Origin of the sequence: Methylobacterium sp. yr668, from assembly GCF_900116245.1 — a bacterium.
Lineage (GTDB): Bacteria > Pseudomonadota > Alphaproteobacteria > Rhizobiales > Beijerinckiaceae > Methylobacterium.
Map to the genome: position 1 here is coordinate 22,284 of NZ_FOZY01000020.1, position 16,822 is coordinate 39,105.

Genomic DNA, 16,822 nt, shown 5'->3' on the forward strand with positions numbered 1-16,822 from the left:
GTCGGGGACAGACTTGGCCTTTGGCCGGTCCCGGGTTTCCTACCGCGTTCCAGACTGCCCGCTCCCCCGTGCACCGAGGCTCCCTTGGCCCGACCTGAGACCGAGTCGCCCTCCGGCCCGCTTCCCGGGAGCGCGCGATGAGCACCCAGCCGCGCCGGGCCCTGCTGCTCTGCAACGCCAAGGCGCGCAACGGCGCCCTGGATCTCGACGAGGTGCGGGAGATCCTGCGGGCGGGCGGCATCGAGCCGGAGGAGCCGCCGCCGGAAGCCGATTGCCGCGACGTGATCCGCGACCGGGCCGGCGCGGTCGATCTCGTGATCCTGGGCGGCGGCGACGGCACCATGAACTACGCCGCGCCCGCGCTGGTGGCGAGCGGCCTGCCCTTCGCGATCCTGCCGCTCGGCACGGCGAACGACCTCGCACGCTCCCTCAACCTGCCGCTCGACCCCCTGGCGGCGGCCCGCTTCATCCCGACCGCGCAGGCGCGGCCGGTGGATCTCGGCTGGGTCAACGGCCACTACTACTTCAACGTGGCGAGCATCGGCTTCTCGGCGGAGCTCGCGGGCGAGCTGACGTCCGAATCGAAGAAGACCTGGGGCGTCCTCGGCTACGCGGTGGCGGCCGTCCGGGTCTTGCGCCGGGTCCGGCCCTTCACGGTGACGATCGAGCACGACGGCGTGGTGGAGAAGGTCACCACGATCCAGGTCTCGGTCGGCAACGGGCGCCACTACGGCGGCGGCATGACCGTGGAGGAGAGTGCCGCGGTCGACGACGGCAAGCTCGATTTCTACAGCCTGGAGATCAAGCACTGGTGGCGGCTCCTCGCGCTGCTGCCCGCCCTGCGGCGGGGCACGCACGGCCGGGCCGCCGACGTGCGGGCGTTCCACACCCAGGAGATCCGGCTCTCGACCCGCAGGCCTCGGCCGGTGAACACCGACGGCGAGCTGACCACGCACACGCCCGCCCATTTCAAGGTCTTCCCGAAGATCCTGCAGGTCCTGGCGCCCGAACCGGTGCGCGGACCGGCCCCCTTCGACCTGACGGCCCTCGGGAGCCGCCTGTTCCCGACCAGCGAGGCACCGCGCCCGTGACCGATCTGCTCCAGCTCGCCAGTCAGCCCGCCGTCTGGGCTGCCCTCGCCACGCTCGTGGTGATGGAGGCGGTGCTCGGCATCGACAACCTGATCTTCATCTCGATCCTGACCAACAAGCTGCCGCCCGAGCATCAGACGCGGGCGCGGCGCATCGGGATCGGGCTGGCGCTGATCCTGCGGCTGGGGCTGCTCGGCACGGTGGCGTTCATCGTGCACCTGACCGAGCCGGTCTTCTCGGTGCTGGGCCAGAACTTCTCCTGGCGCGACATGATCCTGATCGGCGGCGGCCTGTTCCTGCTCTGGAAGGCGACCAAGGAGATTCACCACACGGTGGATCCGGAGCCCGAGACCCCGGGCGTGACCGGGGGTACGATCGGCTTCGGCGCGGCGATCGGCCAGATCCTGCTCCTCGACCTCGTCTTCTCCATCGACTCGATCATCACCGCGGTCGGCATGACCGAGCACGTGCCGGTGATGATGGTGGCGGTGGTGGTCGCCGTGGTGGTGATGCTGGTCGCCGCCGAGCCGCTCTCGGCCTTCATCGCCCGGAACCCCACCGTGGTGATGCTGGCCCTCGGCTTCCTGATCATGATCGGCATGACGCTGATCGCCGAGGGGTTCGGCGCGCACGTGCCGAAGGGCTACATCTACACCGCGATGGCCTTCTCGGCCGGCGTCGAGGGCCTCAACATGTTGGCCCGCCGGCGCCGCCGTCCCGTCCGGGACGGCGCCCCCGCGTCGACCGGTCCGGCGCGGCGCGCCTGAGAGGGAGCGACCGTCATGCGGATCCGCGCGGCCCTCCTCCTCATGCTCCTCCCCGCCGCCGTCCACGCGGAGACGAAACCGATGGCGCCCGATCCGACGGTCCTGCACGACCTCGCCCCCACCGGCACGCTCCGGGCGGCGATCAACCTCGGCAACCCGGTGCTGGCGCAGGCCGGCGCCGACGGCCCCGCCGGGGTCTCGGTCGACCTCGCGCGGGCGCTGGCGGCCCGGCTCGGCGTGCCGGTGGCGTTCGTGACCTTCCCGGGAGCCGGCGCGGTCTCGGGCTCGGCGGGCTCCGGGACCTGGGACATCTGCTTCCTGGCGATTGACCCGAAGCGGGCCGAGGGGATCGCCTTCACGGAGCCCTACGTGCTGATCGCCGGCAGCTACCTCGTGCCGGCCGCCTCGCCGATCCGGTCCCTGGAGGCGGTGGACCGCGACGGCGTGCGCGTGTCGGTCGGGCGCGGGAGCGCCTACGACCTGTTCTTGAGTCGCGCGCTGCAGCACGCGACCCTGGTGCGGGCGCCGACCTCGGCCGAGGCGGTCACGGCCTTCGCCCGGGACGGGCTCGACGTCGCGGCCGGCGTCCACCAGCCCCTCGCCGCCCACGCGGCGGCCCACCCGGAGGTGCGGCTGCTGCCGGGGCACTTCATGGAGATCCCGCAGGCGATGGGAATGCCGGTCGGGCATCCGGCCGGCGCCGCGTATCTCGCGGATTTCGTCGCGCGGGCGAAGCGGGACGGGCTGGTGCGGCGCGGTCTGGAGGCCAGCGGACAGGATCCGGATCTGGCGGCGCCATGAGTTATCGGCGGCCATCGAACCCGCACACCTCGTCCTGAGGTGCGAGCGGAAGGCGCCTCGAAGGAGCCTCGAAGGAGCCTCGAAGGAGCCCTTTCAGGGCTCGTGCGGCCGACTGGATCCCTCATTCGAGGCCTGCCGGGGCAGGCACCTCACGATCGGATCTACGGACGGACAGAGGATCGAGCGGAACGTCACGATCCGGGGTCCTCTCCATGTCCCGAGGAGGCTCTCGGCCGGCGTCACGCGCTCCGTCATCACGAGCGAAGCGAAGTGACCCAGGGTAGCGCGACCTCGGTGGGCGTCGTGCCGCTGGATCGCTTCGCTCCGCTCGCAAAGACGGTCAGATCGATGCCATCAACCGGACGCCGGATCACATCACCAGGTTCACGATCCGCCCCGGCACCACGATCACCTTCCGCGGCGCCTTGCCCTCCAGCACCTTCTGGACGGCCTCCAGCGCCAGGGTCGCGGCCTCCACGGCCTTGGCGTCGGCGTCCCGCGGCACGGTCACGTCCGCGCGCTTCTTGCCGTTGATCTGGACCGGCAGGGTGATCTCGTCCTCGACCAGGAGCCCCGCCTCGGTCTCGGGCCAGGGCGCCTGGGCGACGAGGCCGCCGCGACCGAGGACGGACCAGCACTCCTCGGCGAGGTGCGGCATCATCGGGGCGATGAGCTGCACCAGGATGCCGGCCGCCTCCTGGGCGGCACCGGCCGAGACCGGCCCGCGCAGGCCGTCCTCCAGGGCGTTGGCCAGAGTGTAGATGTGGGCGACGCAGCGGTTGAAGCGCAGCCGCTCGATATCGTCTTGCACGGAGGCGAGCGCCCGGTGGGCCGCCTTGCGCAGGGTCAGGTCCGCGGCGCCGTCGCCCGCCGCCTGCCCGGCCGCGTTGACCAGGCGCCAGACCTTCTGGACGAACCGGGCCGCGCCCTGCACGCCCTCCTCGGTCCAGATCACGTCGCGCTCGGGCGGCGAGTCGGACAGCATGAACCAGCGCGCCGTGTCGGCCCCGTAGCTCGCGATGATGTCGTCGGGGTCGACCACGTTCTTCTTCGACTTCGACATCTTCTCGATCGGGCCGATCGCGATCGGCGCCTGAGTTTTCACGTGAAACGCGCGGCGCTCACCCTCCTCGGTGGCGAAGCGGATCTCGGCCGGCGGCACCCAGGCGCCGGCCGCGTCCTTGTAGGTCTCGTGGACGACCATGCCCTGCGTGAACAGGCCGGCGAAGGGCTCGGCCACGCCGGCCCAGCCGGTCTCGCGCATCGCCCGCATGAAGAACCGGGCGTAGAGCAGGTGCAGGATCGCGTGCTCGATGCCGCCGATATACTGGTCCACCGCCAGCCAGCGGTCGACCACGGCCCGGTCAGTGGGCGCGTCCGCCAGCCAGGGCGCGGTGAAGCGCGCGTAGTACCAGGACGAGTCGACGAACGTGTCCATCGTGTCGGTCTCGCGCCGGGCCGGCGCGCCGCAATGCGGGCAGGACACGTTGCGCCACGCCGCGTCGCGCTCCAGCGGGTTGCCGGGCTGATCGAACGACACCTCCTCGGGGAGCTTCACCGGCAGGTCGGCCACCGGCACCGGGACCGGGCCGCAGCTGTCGCAGTGGATGATCGGGATCGGGCAGCCCCAGTAGCGCTGCCGGGAGACGCCCCAGTCGCGCAGGCGGAACTGGACCTTGCGCCGGGCGACCCCCTCCCCTTCGAGGCGCCGGGCCACGGCCTCGAAGGCCTCGTCCGTGCGCATCCCGTCGAGGAAGCGCGAGTTGATCATCCGCCCGTCCTCGACATAGGCGGTGTCGGTGATCACGAAGCTCGCCGGATCCTGCCCTTCCGGGCAGACCACGGGCGTGTTGCCGAGCCCGTACTTGTTGGCGAAATCGAGGTCGCGCTGGTCGTGCGCCGGGCAGCCGAACACCGCGCCGGTGCCGTACTCCATGAGCACGAAGTTCGCCACGTAGACCGGCAGCTCCCAGGACGGGTCCAGGGGATGGCGGACGGTCAGGCCGGTGTCGAAGCCGTGCTTCTCGGCGGTGTCGATGGCGGCCTGGGCGGTGCCGGTGCGACGGCACTCCTCGATGAAGGTCTGCAGCTCCGGCCGTCCCTCGGCCAGCGCGGCGGCCAGGGGATGGTCGGCGGCGATCGCCAGGAACTTGGCGCCGAACAGGGTGTCGGGCCGGGTCGTGTAGACGGTCACCGGATCGGCCGCGCCGGCCACCGGCCGGGCCAGGGCGAACTGAACCTCCAGGCCCTCCGAGCGGCCGATCCAGTTCTTCTGCATCAGCCGGACCTTCTCGGGCCAGCGGTCCAGCCCGTCCAGGGCGGTCAGCAGGTCCTCGGCGAAGTCGGTGATCTTGAAGAACCACTGGGTCAGCTCGCGCTGCTCCACCAGCGCGCCGGAGCGCCAGCCGCGGCCGTCGATCACCTGCTCGTTGGCCAGCACCGTGTGGTCCACCGGGTCCCAGTTCACCTTCGCTGTGCGGCGGGTGACGAGGCCCTTGGCCAGGAAGTCCAGGAACATGCGCTGCTGGTGCTTGTAATAGTCGGGATCGCAGGTCGCGATCTCCCGGCTCCAGTCGAGCGACAGGCCCATGGCCTTCAGCTGGTCGCGCATCGACGCGATGTTGGCGTAGGTCCAGTCCCGCGGGTTGACCTTGCGCTCCATGGCGGCGTTCTCGGCCGGCAGGCCGAAGGCGTCCCAGCCCATCGGGTGCAGCACGTTGAAGCCGCGGGCGCGCTTGTAGCGGGCGACCACGTCGCCCATCGCGTAGTTGCGGACGTGGCCCATGTGGATGCGCCCCGACGGGTAGGGGAACATCTCGAGCACGTAGTATTTCGGGCGGCCGTCGGCATTGTCGGTCTCGAACAGCCGCTTCTCGGCCCAGGCCTCCTGCCAGCGCGGCTCGGCATCCTTGGCGTTGTAGCGCTCGACGGGCTGGGGGGCGGTGCTGGCGGTCATGGATCCGGCTGCGTCAGGGGCTCGTCGGTCATTCCGAAGGATGACCACGGCACGGTCGCGCCGCGATAGCATATCTGCGCCGCAGCCGGTCAACGCGGCGCGCGATTCGGGCTTGCGCGGGGCGCGCGAACGCATAGGTCGGCGGGGATCAGGCGCGACGACGACGCGCGCCGAGGCTCATACCACGCAGACCGACGCCCGGCAGCGACAGGACAGGCACGCCATGGACGACGCGACGACCGGCACGAATGCCCCTCCGACCGATGGGATGGGACAGAGGACCGACAAGCTCCCCGTCGGTCAGGCCGATGTCGCGGCCGGGCTCGCCGAGGTGCGCGCCGCCATCGCCCGCGCGGCCGAGGATTCGGAGCGCGACCCGGCCGAAGTGCAACTCGTTGCGGTCTCCAAGACCGTCCCGGCCGAGGGCATCCTGCCGGCGCTGAAGGCCGGCCATCGCGTCTTCGGCGAGAACTACGTCCAGGAATCCACCGCGAAGTGGCCGGCCCTCCGCCACCGCTTCCCGGACGTGGAGCTGCACCTCGTTGGGCCGCTGCAATCCAACAAGGCCCGGGAGGCGGTGGCGCTGTTCGACGTGATCCACTCCCTCGACCGGCTGTCGCTCGCGGCGGCCCTGGCCAAGGAGATCGAGCGGTCCGGCCGGACCCCGAAGCTGCTCATCCAGGTCAACACCGGCGCGGAGCCGCAGAAGGGCGGCGTGCTCCCGGACCAGCTCGCCACCCTCCTCTCGGAGTGCCGGGAGACCCACGGGCTGGCGATCCAGGGCCTGATGTGCATCCCGCCCGCGGACGACCCGCCCTCCGCCCATTTCGCCCTGCTGGCCCGGCTCGCCCACGAGCACAACCTGCCGATCCTCTCCATGGGCATGAGCGCGGACTTCCCGGCGGCGATCCAGCTCGGCGCCACCCATGTCCGGGTCGGGACCGCGATCTTCGGGGCCCGGACCCGGAAGGCCTGACGCTGGGCCCGGGCCTCAACCTGGGCCCGGGCCTCAGCCGATCCGCAGGTGCGTCCGCGGCCCGAGGCGCCCGAGCAGGCGCAGGAGATCGGCCCGGGCCAGGGCGACGCAGCCCTCCGTGGGGCGGTAGCCGTCCCGGGCGATGTGCAGGAAGATCGCCGAGCCCCGCCCCTTCCGGATCGGGGCGCGGTTGTAGTCGAGGTCGATCACCACGTCGTAGAGCCCGTCGCCGCGCCACATCGATTCGGCGCTGACCCCCGGGGCCGGCAGGCGGATCGGCCGGTTGTAGCGGCGGTCCCGGCTCTCGTCGCACCAGCCGTCGTCGGGGCGGGTCGCCCGCAGGGGCAGCAGCGTGCGCGGCCGGACCGCGAGGTGGTCGGGCCGGTACGCGCCGCCGCGCAGGCGGAAGCGCCCGCGCGGCGAGCCGCCGTCGCCCTCGCGCTTGTCGCCGACGATCCCGCCCGCCCCGAGGGCGCAGGGAATCACCGCCGGGCCGACGAGGAGCTGCCCGCGCCGCCGGTCCCCGACGAGGGCGCGGACGCGGATCTCCCCCAGGGTCAGGCGGATGGGTCCCCTGCTCGGCCGCCGCATCTCCGTCCTCCCGAATCCGCCCGGTCCCGGGGCCTTATGCCCGGGATCGGTACTTCGAACCGGTGAAAAATTGCGCACAAGGCAACTTCCGGCCACAAAGGATGCTCTATCTCTCGGTTGAACCCGGGCCGCCGAGCCGGGATTCGGGAGCGCGCCAGCCCCCCGCCGCGCCGCGGGGACCGCCGCCGTGATCCCGGAGCGGCGCGCCCCCGATCCCGCAGCCCGTTCGCCGGGGCGCTTGTCACGGCGGCGAAAGGATGCGGAAACACAAGCCTGGGTAGGGTCGTCGCGCGATCCTGCCGAGATCTGACATCATCGCATGCTGCACCCGGCAGGCGGCCCTCGCCCCTCCCGCAGCACGCATTGGGGCCCGGACGATGCCGAATGTCTACCGCCTGCTGATCTGCGACGACGACGCGGTCCTGCGCGATACCCTAACCGAGCAGCTCGATCTCTGCGACGAGTTCACGGTCTTCACCGAGGCCAACGCCACCGACGCGATCCGGCGGGTCGCCGCGGAGCGGATCGACCTCGCCGTCATGGATGTCGGCCTGCCCGACCTCGACGGGCGCGAGGCCGTGCGCCGGATGCGCGCCGCCGGCTTCCGCGGCCCGGTGATCATGCTGACCGCCCAGGATTCCGAGGCGGACCACGTCGAGGGGCTGGAGGCCGGCGCCAACGACTATGTCACCAAGCCGTTCAAGTTCGGCATCCTGCTGGCCCGGATCCGCGCCCACCTGCGCAGCCACGAGGCCTCCGAGGACGCGGTCTTCCAGATCGGCCCGTACACGTTCCGCCCGGGCGCCAAGCTCCTCGTCGGCGAGCGCGGCTCCAAGCTGAAGCTCACCGAGAAGGAGACCGCGATCCTGCGCTTCCTCTACCGGGCGGGCCGGGCCGTGGTGAACCGCGACACCCTGCTGGCCGAGGTCTGGGGCTACAACGCCCAGGTGACCACGCACACGCTGGAGACGCATATCTACCGGCTGCGCCAGAAGATCGAGCCGAACCCCGCCACCGCCGCGATCCTCGTGACCGAGGGCGGCGGATACAAGTTGCTGCCCTGACGAATTGAAGCTTTACGTGTAGGCGATCCGGCGGGTTCGCGTATGCGCAGGGTGGTGAGGCGTTCTTGGGGCTCGACGACGATATCGCGATCCTCGCGGCCGCGCCGCTGTTCGGCTTCCTCGACCGGGACGCCCTGCGCCTGCTGACCTTCGCGGCCGAGCGGCGCGACCTCGCGGACGGCGACCTGCTCTTCGCCCGCGGCGATCCGGCCGATGGCGGCTTCGTGGTGATGGCGGGCACGATCCGCCTGGAGCCCCGGGTTCCAGCGGCCGAGCCGGTGCGGGCCGGGCGCTCGGCCCTGATCGGCCAGCTCGCCCTGTTCGTGCGCGGGACGCGCCCGACCGAGGCCCGGGCCGAGGGGAGCGCCGCGGTGATGCGGATCACCCCGATGCTGATGCGCCGCGTGCTGGAGGAGTTCCCCGCCGCCGCGCGGGCGGTCCACGACACTCTGGCGGACGACCTCGCCGGGCTGGTGACCGATCTCGATCAGGTCCGCGAACTGCTCGAGGTCATCGACGGCATCTCCTCAGGTGACAGCTCCGGTGACCGCTTGTAAGCACGGGCTCCCGCCGCAAGAGTTCTGACCCGTTCCATGTCCCAGGCCGGCCTGCCCCACTCCGATCTCGCCCAGACCATCGAAGCCGCCTGGGACGACCGCGCCAACGTGTCGACCGCCACCAAGGGCGCGGTGCGCGAGGCGGTCGAGGCGGCCCTGGAGCTGCTCGATTCGGGTAAGGCCCGCGTCGCCGAGAAGTCGGGCAACCACGACTGGGTGGTGAACCAGTGGCTGAAGAAGGCGGTGCTGCTCTCCTTCCGCCTCAACGACATGGCGACGATCGAGGGCGGCCCCGGCGGCGCGCCCTGGTGGGACAAGGTCGCGTCGAAATTCGCCGGCTGGGGCGAGGCCGAGTTCCGCGCCGCGGGCCTGCGCGCCGTGCCGGGCTGCTTCGTGCGCCGGGGCTCCTACATCGCTCCCGGCGCCGTGCTGATGCCGAGCTTCGTCAATCTCGGCGCCCATGTCGGCGAGGGCACGATGGTCGACACCTGGGTGACGATCGGCTCCTGCGCGCAGGTCGGGAAGAACTGCCACATCTCGGGCGGCGCCGGTATCGCCGGCGTCCTGGAGCCGCTCCAGGCCAACCCGGTGATCATCGAGGACGACTGCTTCATCGGCGCCCGCGCCGAGGTGGCGGAGGGCGTCATCGTCGGCCAGGGCAGCGTCCTGTCCATGGGCGTCTATATCGGCGCCTCCACCAAGATCGTCGACCGGACCACCGGCGAGGTCATGTACGGCCGGGTGCCGCCCTACTCGGTGGTCGTCTCGGGCACGATGCCCGGCAAGGCGCTGCCGGACGGCACGCCGGGCCCGGGCCTCTACTGCGCGGTGATCGTCAAGCGCGTCGATGCCGGCACGCGGTCCAAGACCGCCATCAACGAGCTGCTGCGCACCTGATTCATCCGGGACCTGGCGGGAGCGCGATGGAGACGTCCGAGCTGACCCTGACGGTGGCGGGCCGGACGGTGCCGACCCCCTGCGACCGGATCGGGGCGGGGCCGGACGCGCTCCTGCTCCCGGCCCTGTCGACCATCTCGGCGCGGGCCGAGATGCGCGGCCTCGCCGGTCGCCTCGGGACGGAGTACCGCTGCCTCGTCCCCGACTGGCCGGGCTTCGGCGCCCGGCCGCGGGCGCGGGTCCCCCTCGCCCCGGCGACCTTCCACGCCTTCCTGGACGCCCTGCTGGTGGCCGCGCCCGGCCCCTACGCCCTCGGCGTCGCGGCCGGCCACGCCGCCGGTTACCTCGTGGCGGCGGCGCGGCGCCACCCGGGGGCCTTCGGGCGGCTGGTCCTGGTGGCCCCGACTTGGCGGGGACCGCTGCCCACCGCGATGCCGGGGCGGGCGCACTGGTTCCCGCGCATCCGCCGGGCCGTGGAGGCCCCGCTCCTCGGCGAGGCGCTCTACCGGATCAACATCAGCCCGCCGATCATCGGCCGGATGATGCGCGCCCACGTCTACGCCGACGCGGCCCGGGTCACCCCGGCGGTGATCCGCGACAAGCACGCCATCACCCGCCAGCGCAACGGCCGCTTCGGCACCGCCGCCTTCGTCACCGGCGGCCTCGACCCGGTGGGCAGCCGCGACGCCTTCCTGGCCCTGTTCGGCGACGGCCTGCCGCCGACCCTGGTGCTGCGCCCCGCGGGCGCCCCGCGGCGCTCGGGCGCCGAGATGGACGCCCTCGTCGCCGGCGGCCGCGTGACCGGCGCCGCGATCCCCGGCGCCCTGAGCCCGCACGAGGAGCATCCGGACGCCGTGGCCGCCGCGATCCGGGCGGCGTGAGCGCGGCGCGTGTGACAAGCGGCCCGGATCGCCGCCGCCCCGCCCTGGACAGGCGTGTGTGCCTGTGCAGGGACTGAACGGGCCGGCTGAGCCGTTCCTCCGGCAGCGGGCGCGCCCCGCAGATTCCATCCGAGAGAGTCCCGGATCCGATGCTGCGCACGCCGTCCCTGCCCCTCTTCGCCCCGGCCGCCCTCGCCCTCCTCCTGGCCGTCGCGGCCCGGGCCGAGGATTCCCCCCGCCCAGCCCCCTCGGCCCCCCCGGCAACACCGGCGGCCCCGTCCCTCGGTGCCGACACGCTGAAGCCCGGCAAGCCGGCCGTGAAGCCCTATCTGGCCGACGCGGCGGTGCCGGACGCCGTCCAGTTCCTGCCCTCCCCGCCGGCCCACGACGCGCCCCTCGACAAGGCCGACCGGGCGGCCTTCAACAGCACCCGCGCCCTCAAGGGGTCGCCGCGCTGGGAGCTGGCCGCCAACGACGTGTCCGAGGGCGCCGCCGCCGTCCTGGAGAACTTCGCCTGCGTGCTCGGCACCCGGATCGATCAGGCGCGGGTGCCGGCGGTGATCAACCTCCTGGAGCGCGCCCGTCTCGATCTCGCCCGGGCGACGCGGGGACCCAAGGTCCATTACCGGCGCCTCCGCCCGTTCGTCGGCAACGAGGCGCCGATCTGCGTGCAGCGCAGTCAGGCCCTGGCCGACAGCTTCAGCTACCCGTCGGGCCACGCCACGCAGGGCTGGGCCTACGCGCTGATCCTCGCGTCCCTGGTGCCCGAGAAGGCGACCCCGATCGTGGCCCGCGGCCGGGCCTACGGCGAGAGCCGGATCGTCTGCGGCGTGCACTGGCTCAGCGACGTGGCCGCGGGACGCCTGACCGGCACCGCGGTCTTCGCCGCCCTGATGGGCGACGCGACCTTCCGCGCCGATCTCGACAAGGCCCGCGCTGAGCTTCGCGGCGCCCTCGCCAGCCCTGGGACGGTTCCTGATCAGGCCGCCTGCACTCGGGAGGCGACCGCCCTGCGGGAGCCCCCGCTCGAGTTCTAGGCGCGAACGATTGTAGATTTGAACGCTTCTAAGTGTGTGATTTACAACACGTTTTCGGCTTGATCGAGCGGCCGTGATCGATGGTACGGGAGCCCCGGGCGCCGTGTAGAGGCGCGTTCGTGGGTCCCCGATGTCGTTTCGTTCCGCTCCGTCCGGTCTGCTCCTCGCCACCACCGCGCTGACCACCGTCGCCCTCGTTCCGGTGGCCGCCCAGGGCGCCGCCGTCCAGCTCGACGAGATCTCCGTGGAGGCCGCCCGCCCGGCCGCCGCGGCCCCGACGGGCGTCGGCGGCGGCGGCGGCAATGTCAGCCGCGGCGACGGCGGCGGCGCGGCCACCAGCGGCGGCGGCGGCGGCCCCTCCGGCGTCACCGGCTACGTGGCGCGCGTGAGCCCCGCGGCGACCAAAACCAACACGCCCCTGCTCGAGACCCCGCAATCGGTCTCCGTGGTCACCCGCGAGCAGCTCAACGACCGCAACGTGCAGGATCTGGCCCAGGCGATCGCCTACACGCCGGGCGTGTCGAGCAGCGTGTTCGGCTTCGATCCCCGCTACGATGCCTTCTACATCCGCGGCTTCAGCGCGACCTACAACGGCATCTTCCGCGACGGCCTGCGCCTCAATGCCGTCGGCCTGACGATCCCGCGCAGCGAGCCCTACGGGCTGGACGCGGTCACCATCCTGAGGGGTCCGGCCTCGGGCCTCTACGGTCTCGGCTCGCCCGGCGGCATCGTCGACTCGACCTCGAAGCGCCCGGTCTTCGTACCCTTCGGAGAGGTGCAGTTTCAGGCCGGCAACTACGACCGCTTCCAGGGCAATTTCGACATCGGCGGCCCGGTGGCGGGCACGGACGGGACGATGGCCTACCGCGTGACCGGCGTGAAGCGCCAGTCCAACACCTACCTGCCCGGCGGAGACGACGACCGCACCTTCATCGCCCCGTCCTTCACGTGGCGCCCGGATTCCGACACCAGCTTCACCTTCCTCAGCGAGTATTTCGAGTCGCGCCTGCCGGGAACGTCCTTCTTCTACAACGACCCGGGCTTCCGGGTGACCAATTTCTACTCCGGAGATCCGGCGTTCAACCAGTACAAGCAGCAGCAATATCGCGTCGGATACGCTTTCGAGCACAGGTTCTCGCCGGATCTGATCTTCCGTCAGAACTTTCGCTACTACGACGTCCGCGCGGATTACGATTACACGTCGATCACGGGGCTGAACCCGGCCCGGACCCTGGGCGCGCGGACGGCCGGCGCCTACCTGGACACGCTGGGCCAGATCTCCCTCGACAACCAGCTCGAGGGCCGCTTCACCACCGGTCCGATCCAGCACACCCTGATCGGCGGGGTCGATTACGCCCATTACGACTACACGCGCGCCTTCGGTTTCGGGGCCGCGCCGGACCTCAACCTCCTGACCCTGAACTACGGGCAGCAGGTCATCGCCCGGCCGCGCTACACGAATTTCCAGAGCCAGGCGCAGGATCAGATCGGCGCCTACCTGCAGGATCAGGCCAAGCTCGGGCGCTTCGTGCTGACCCTCACCGGCCGGCACGACTGGGTCTTCCAGAACACGAGCGACCGGACGGCCGACACGGTCGCCGACCAGACCGATCGGGCCTTCTCGGGCCGCATCGGCCTGAATTACCTGCTCACCGACTTCCTGGTGCCCTACGCCAGCTACGCCACGACCTTCACGCCGCAGGTCGGCGTCGACGTGAACGGGAACCCGTTCAAGGCCGCGACCGGCGACCAGATCGAGGCCGGCGTGAAGGCGGCCATCCCGAACACCAACATCACGACGTCGTTCTCAGGGTTCGACATCGTGCAATCGTCGCTCCTGCGGCAGGATCCCAACAACATCGCCAATCAGGTCGCGACCGGGTCGGTCGAGTCGAAAGGGTTCGAGGCCGAGCTGACGGCGAACTTCGCGCCGGGAACCAACCTGACGCTGTCCTACACCCACCTCAACCTTCGCTATCTGCGCCAGACCTCCCTGGTCACCGGGCGGCCGATCGACGGCAACGCCCTCTCGGGGATCCCGGGCGACAGCTTCACCGCCTTCGGGACCTATCAGTTCGCGCCCGGCTCGCCGCTGGCCGGCCTGCAATTGGGCGGCGGCATCCGCTACGCCGGGACGAGCTTCGCCGACGACGAGAACACCGTCCGCAACCCGACCGTGACCCTGTTCGACGCGCTGGTCGCCTACGATTTCGCGGCCCTCGACCCGAAGTACAGGGGCTTCCGCGCGCAGATCAACGCGTCCAACATCTTCGACCGCAGCTACACGACCTGCCAGGCCGGGTTCTGCTACCGCGGCGCGCCCGCGACGGTCATCGGCAGCCTGATCTACCGCTGGTAATGTCCGGGAGCGGGGGCCGCGGCATGGCAGGTCCCCGCCCCCGGCACTGGAGCCGGGATCGGAAACCGTCCTAAGGCCGGAGCATCGTCCTCCGACCCGGACCCGCCATGCTCTCGACCCTGCTGGTCGTGCTGCCGATCTTCGCGCTGATCTTCGCCGGCTGGCTGGCCCGGCGCGTCGGCGTGCTCGGGGCCGCCGCCACCACCGAACTCAACCGGTTCGTGGTCTTCCTGGCCCTGCCGGCGCTGCTGTTCGACGTGACCGCGCACGCCCACTGGAGCACCATCTGGAAGCCCGGCTTCATCGGCGCCTTCGGACTCAGCAGCCTCGCGATCTTCGCCCTCGCCGTGCTGATCCGCGGCGGGGCGGGGCGGCCGCTGGCCGACGCCGCGGTCGACGGGCTCAACGCCGGCTACGCCAATACCGGCTTCATGGGCTTCCCGCTGGCGCTCGTCGCCTTCGGGCCGGAGGCGCTCGCGCCCACCACGGTGGCGGCGATCCTCACGGTCTGCGGCGTCTTCGCGGTGGCGATCGTGCTCATCGAGACCGGGCTGCGGCGCGAGGCGGCCGCGTCGGGGAGGGGCGGCGGCGCGCGCCGGCCCGTGTGGTGGACGGTCAGCCGCTCGCTGGTGCGCAACCCGCTGCTGGTGGCACCGGCGCTGGGCGCGCTGGTGCCGAGCGCCGGCCTCGCCGTGCCGGACGCGGTGGCCACGTTCCTGAAGCTCCTCGGCGGCGCGGCGGCGCCCTGCGCCCTGGTGGCGCTCGGCCTGTTCCTGGCCCAGCCCCGCCAGACCGGAGGCGGGCAGGGGCGCACCGCCGCGCTGCTCGTCGGCCTCAAGTTGGTGCTCCACCCGCTCCTGGCCTACGGCCTCGGCCGCTACCTGTTCGACCTGCCCCCGCTCCTGCTGCACACCGCGGTGCTCATGGCCGCCCTCCCCACCGGCACCGGGCCGTTCATGCTGGCGGAGTTCTACCGGCGCGAGGCCGACCTGACCGCCACCGTGGTGCTGGTCTCGACCGTGCTGGCCGTCGTCACGGTCTCGGCCTACCTCGCGGCGATCGCCTAGGCGACGCGGCAGGGCCTCGGCTCTCCGGACGGCCGCGGCCTCACATTCGGAAACCGGGCGACCACGCTCCTGCCGCAGAGGAATCGTAACGTTTGCCCCGTAGCGTCGTGGCGCGGAACGCCGTGTCCGCGCTAGAACGATCCGACAGGCAGGGGCGGAACGACGGCGGATGGTGGGTTCGGGAGTTTCCATCGCGGGGCGGATCGCCCGCCTCGCCTGCGCGACCGGTCTGGCGCTGAGCCTCTCGGCCTGCTTCCGGCCGCTCTACGGGCCGACCGCCTCGGGGGAATCCGTCCAAGCCCTGCTCGCCTCGGTCCAGGTCGACGACGTCGCGATGGCCCAGGGCCAGGAGCGCCTCGGCCACTACCTGCGCAGCGAGCTGGTCTTCGACCTCGACGGGTCCGGCCACCCGGCGACCAAGCGCTACCGGCTGAAGCTCTCGGGCTCCGAGATCGTGCAGACCCCGATCGTCTCCTCCACCACCGGCCGCGCCGAGGCCGGCACCCTGGTGGCCAACATCAAGTACAGCCTGGAGGATATGGGCGGCACCAAGGTCTACACCGAGGGCGTCGCCACCTCGACCGCGACCTACGACCGCTCGGTGCAGCGCTTCGCCAGCCAGCGGGCGGCGCGGGACGCCGAGATCCGGCTGGCCAGCGTGCTGTCCGACCAGATCAAGAGCCGCCTCGCCGCCGTCCTCTCGACGAAGCCGTAACCCGACGTGACGGCGGTCAAGGCCGGCGAGATCGAGGGGCTGATCCGGCGCGGGCCCGATCCGCGCATCCCCGTCATCCTGGTCTTCGGGCCGGATACCGGTCTGGTGACCGAGCGGGCCCGGAAGCTCGCGGAGGATTTCGTCGACGACCCGGCCGACCCGTTCGCGCTGGTGCGGATCGACGGCGACGCCCTCGCCTCCGATCCGGGCCGGCTGTGCGACGAGGCCGGGACGATGGGCCTGTTCGGCGGCCGCCGGTCGATCTGGGTCCGGCCCGGCACCCGCAACTACGCGCCTGCCGTCGAGGCGGTGCTCGGCGCGACCGTCGCCGACGCCCGCATCGTGGTGGAGGCCGGCGACCTCGCCAAGAACAACCCGCTCCGCACCCTCTGCGAGCGCTCGCCGAAGGCGCTCGCGATCCCCTGCTACGCCGACGACGAGCGGACCCTCTCGGACTTGATCGAGCGCACCCTCCAGGAGCGCGGCCTGCGCATCGACCGCGCCGCCCGGGAGGTCCTGGCCCGCAGCCTCGGCGGCGACCGCCGGGCGAGCCTGATGGAGATCGAGAAGCTCGCCCTCTACGCCGCGGGGGAGGGGGACCGGACCGTGACCCTCGAGCACGTGGAGGCCGTGACCAGCGACGTCGCGGCGAGCGTGCTCAACACCCTGATCGACGCCGCCTTCGACGGCCGCCGCGACGCGGTGGAGCGCGACTACCGCCGCTTCCGGCACGAGGGCCTCGACCCAGGCGTGGTGCTGGGCTCGGCGCTGCGGCACGCCCTGACGCTGCTCACCACCCGCCTCGACAATCCCGACAAGACGCCCGCCACGATGGTGGCGACGTGGCGGGGCCTGCATTTCAAGCGCAGGGCCAGCATCGAGGGCCAGCTCGGCGCGTGGCCGCCCGGGACCCTCCGGCAGGCCGTGGCGGCCCTGCAGGAGGCCGTCCTCGCCTGCCGGCGGGCCGAGCCCGACCTGGCCCACGCGCTGGCCTCGGCGGCCCTCCTGCGGGTCGCCGAGGCGGGTGCGCGGCGGCGCCGCTGAGGCCGCGCCGTCGGCGGCG

At 72.0% G+C, this 16,822-nt stretch carries 15 protein-coding genes; 13 read left to right on the top strand and 2 right to left on the bottom strand.

The features are described from left to right. Window positions 1-137: 137 nt before the first annotated feature. The 3 genes from BM419_RS21815 to BM419_RS21825 are packed head-to-tail and all read left to right on the top strand — an operon-like array spanning window position 138 to window position 2,659. On the top strand, window positions 138-1,091 hold the full coding sequence (locus tag BM419_RS21815) for a lipid kinase (protein ID WP_091927644.1): 954 nt from the start codon (window positions 138-140) through the stop codon (window positions 1,089-1,091). Then, entirely contained in the window at window positions 1,088-1,858 is a 771-nt protein-coding gene (locus tag BM419_RS21820; RefSeq protein ID WP_091927645.1) for a TerC family protein, read from the top strand. The genes BM419_RS21815 and BM419_RS21820 overlap by 4 nt, the downstream gene beginning before the upstream one ends. 15 nt (window positions 1,859-1,873) lie before the next feature. Then, the gene (locus tag BM419_RS21825) at window positions 1,874-2,659 is read left to right on the top strand and encodes an ABC transporter substrate-binding protein (protein ID WP_091927646.1); all 786 of its coding nucleotides are present in this window, start codon (window positions 1,874-1,876) and stop codon (window positions 2,657-2,659) included. Between the two features lie 370 nt (window positions 2,660-3,029). Here BM419_RS21825 and leuS read toward each other — a convergent pair whose 3' ends face one another. Continuing rightward, window positions 3,030-5,615 (bottom strand): leucine--tRNA ligase, encoded by a 2,586-nt coding sequence (gene leuS, locus BM419_RS21830; protein ID WP_091927647.1) that lies wholly within the window; start codon window positions 5,613-5,615, stop codon window positions 3,030-3,032. A 268-nt stretch (window positions 5,616-5,883) separates the two neighbouring features. Here leuS and BM419_RS21835 point away from each other — a divergent pair, with 268 nt between their 5' ends. Further along, window positions 5,884-6,591, top strand: coding sequence for a YggS family pyridoxal phosphate-dependent enzyme (locus BM419_RS21835; protein ID WP_170855234.1), 708 nt, complete (start codon window positions 5,884-5,886; stop codon window positions 6,589-6,591). 33 nt (window positions 6,592-6,624) lie between these two features. Here the strand turns inward: BM419_RS21835 and BM419_RS21840 are convergent, their stop codons facing one another. After that, entirely contained in the window at window positions 6,625-7,182 is a 558-nt protein-coding gene (locus BM419_RS21840; RefSeq protein WP_020094281.1) for a L,D-transpeptidase family protein, read from the bottom strand. A gap of 377 nt (window positions 7,183-7,559) precedes the next feature. Here BM419_RS21840 and BM419_RS21845 point away from each other — a divergent pair, with 377 nt between their 5' ends. The 9 genes from BM419_RS21845 to holA all read left to right on the top strand — a co-directional run bounded on the left by BM419_RS21845 (window position 7,560) and on the right by holA (window position 16,803). After that, complete coding sequence (locus BM419_RS21845; RefSeq protein WP_020094282.1) at window positions 7,560-8,246, top strand: response regulator transcription factor; 687 nt, start codon at window positions 7,560-7,562, stop codon at window positions 8,244-8,246. 65 nt (window positions 8,247-8,311) lie between these two features. Then, window positions 8,312-8,803 carry a cyclic nucleotide-binding domain-containing protein gene (locus BM419_RS21850; RefSeq protein ID WP_091927648.1) on the top strand — a complete coding sequence of 164 codons (492 nt, stop codon included), beginning with the start codon at window positions 8,312-8,314 and terminating at the stop codon, window positions 8,801-8,803. 51 nt (window positions 8,804-8,854) lie between these two features. After that, the gene (gene dapD, locus BM419_RS21855; RefSeq protein ID WP_091927683.1) at window positions 8,855-9,700 is read left to right on the top strand and encodes a 2,3,4,5-tetrahydropyridine-2,6-dicarboxylate N-succinyltransferase; all 846 of its coding nucleotides are present in this window, start codon (window positions 8,855-8,857) and stop codon (window positions 9,698-9,700) included. Window positions 9,701-9,726: 26 nt separating this feature from the next. Then, complete coding sequence (locus BM419_RS21860) at window positions 9,727-10,581, top strand: alpha/beta fold hydrolase (protein WP_091927649.1); 855 nt, start codon at window positions 9,727-9,729, stop codon at window positions 10,579-10,581. Window positions 10,582-10,730: 149 nt separating this feature from the next. Then, window positions 10,731-11,618, top strand: coding sequence for an acid phosphatase (locus tag BM419_RS21865; RefSeq protein WP_091927650.1), 888 nt, complete (start codon window positions 10,731-10,733; stop codon window positions 11,616-11,618). A gap of 130 nt (window positions 11,619-11,748) precedes the next feature. Continuing rightward, window positions 11,749-13,977, top strand: a complete 2,229-nt coding sequence (locus BM419_RS21870) for a TonB-dependent siderophore receptor (RefSeq protein WP_091927651.1) — start codon at window positions 11,749-11,751, stop codon at window positions 13,975-13,977. Between the two features lie 107 nt (window positions 13,978-14,084). Continuing rightward, window positions 14,085-15,044 carry an AEC family transporter gene (locus BM419_RS21875; protein ID WP_020094289.1) on the top strand — a complete coding sequence of 320 codons (960 nt, stop codon included), beginning with the start codon at window positions 14,085-14,087 and terminating at the stop codon, window positions 15,042-15,044. 169 nt (window positions 15,045-15,213) lie between these two features. Next, window positions 15,214-15,759 (top strand): LPS assembly lipoprotein LptE, encoded by a 546-nt coding sequence (gene lptE, locus BM419_RS21880; protein WP_056533523.1) that lies wholly within the window; start codon window positions 15,214-15,216, stop codon window positions 15,757-15,759. A gap of 6 nt (window positions 15,760-15,765) precedes the next feature. After that, window positions 15,766-16,803, top strand: coding sequence for a DNA polymerase III subunit delta (holA, locus tag BM419_RS21885; protein WP_091927652.1), 1,038 nt, complete (start codon window positions 15,766-15,768; stop codon window positions 16,801-16,803). Window positions 16,804-16,822 lie beyond the last annotated feature (19 nt).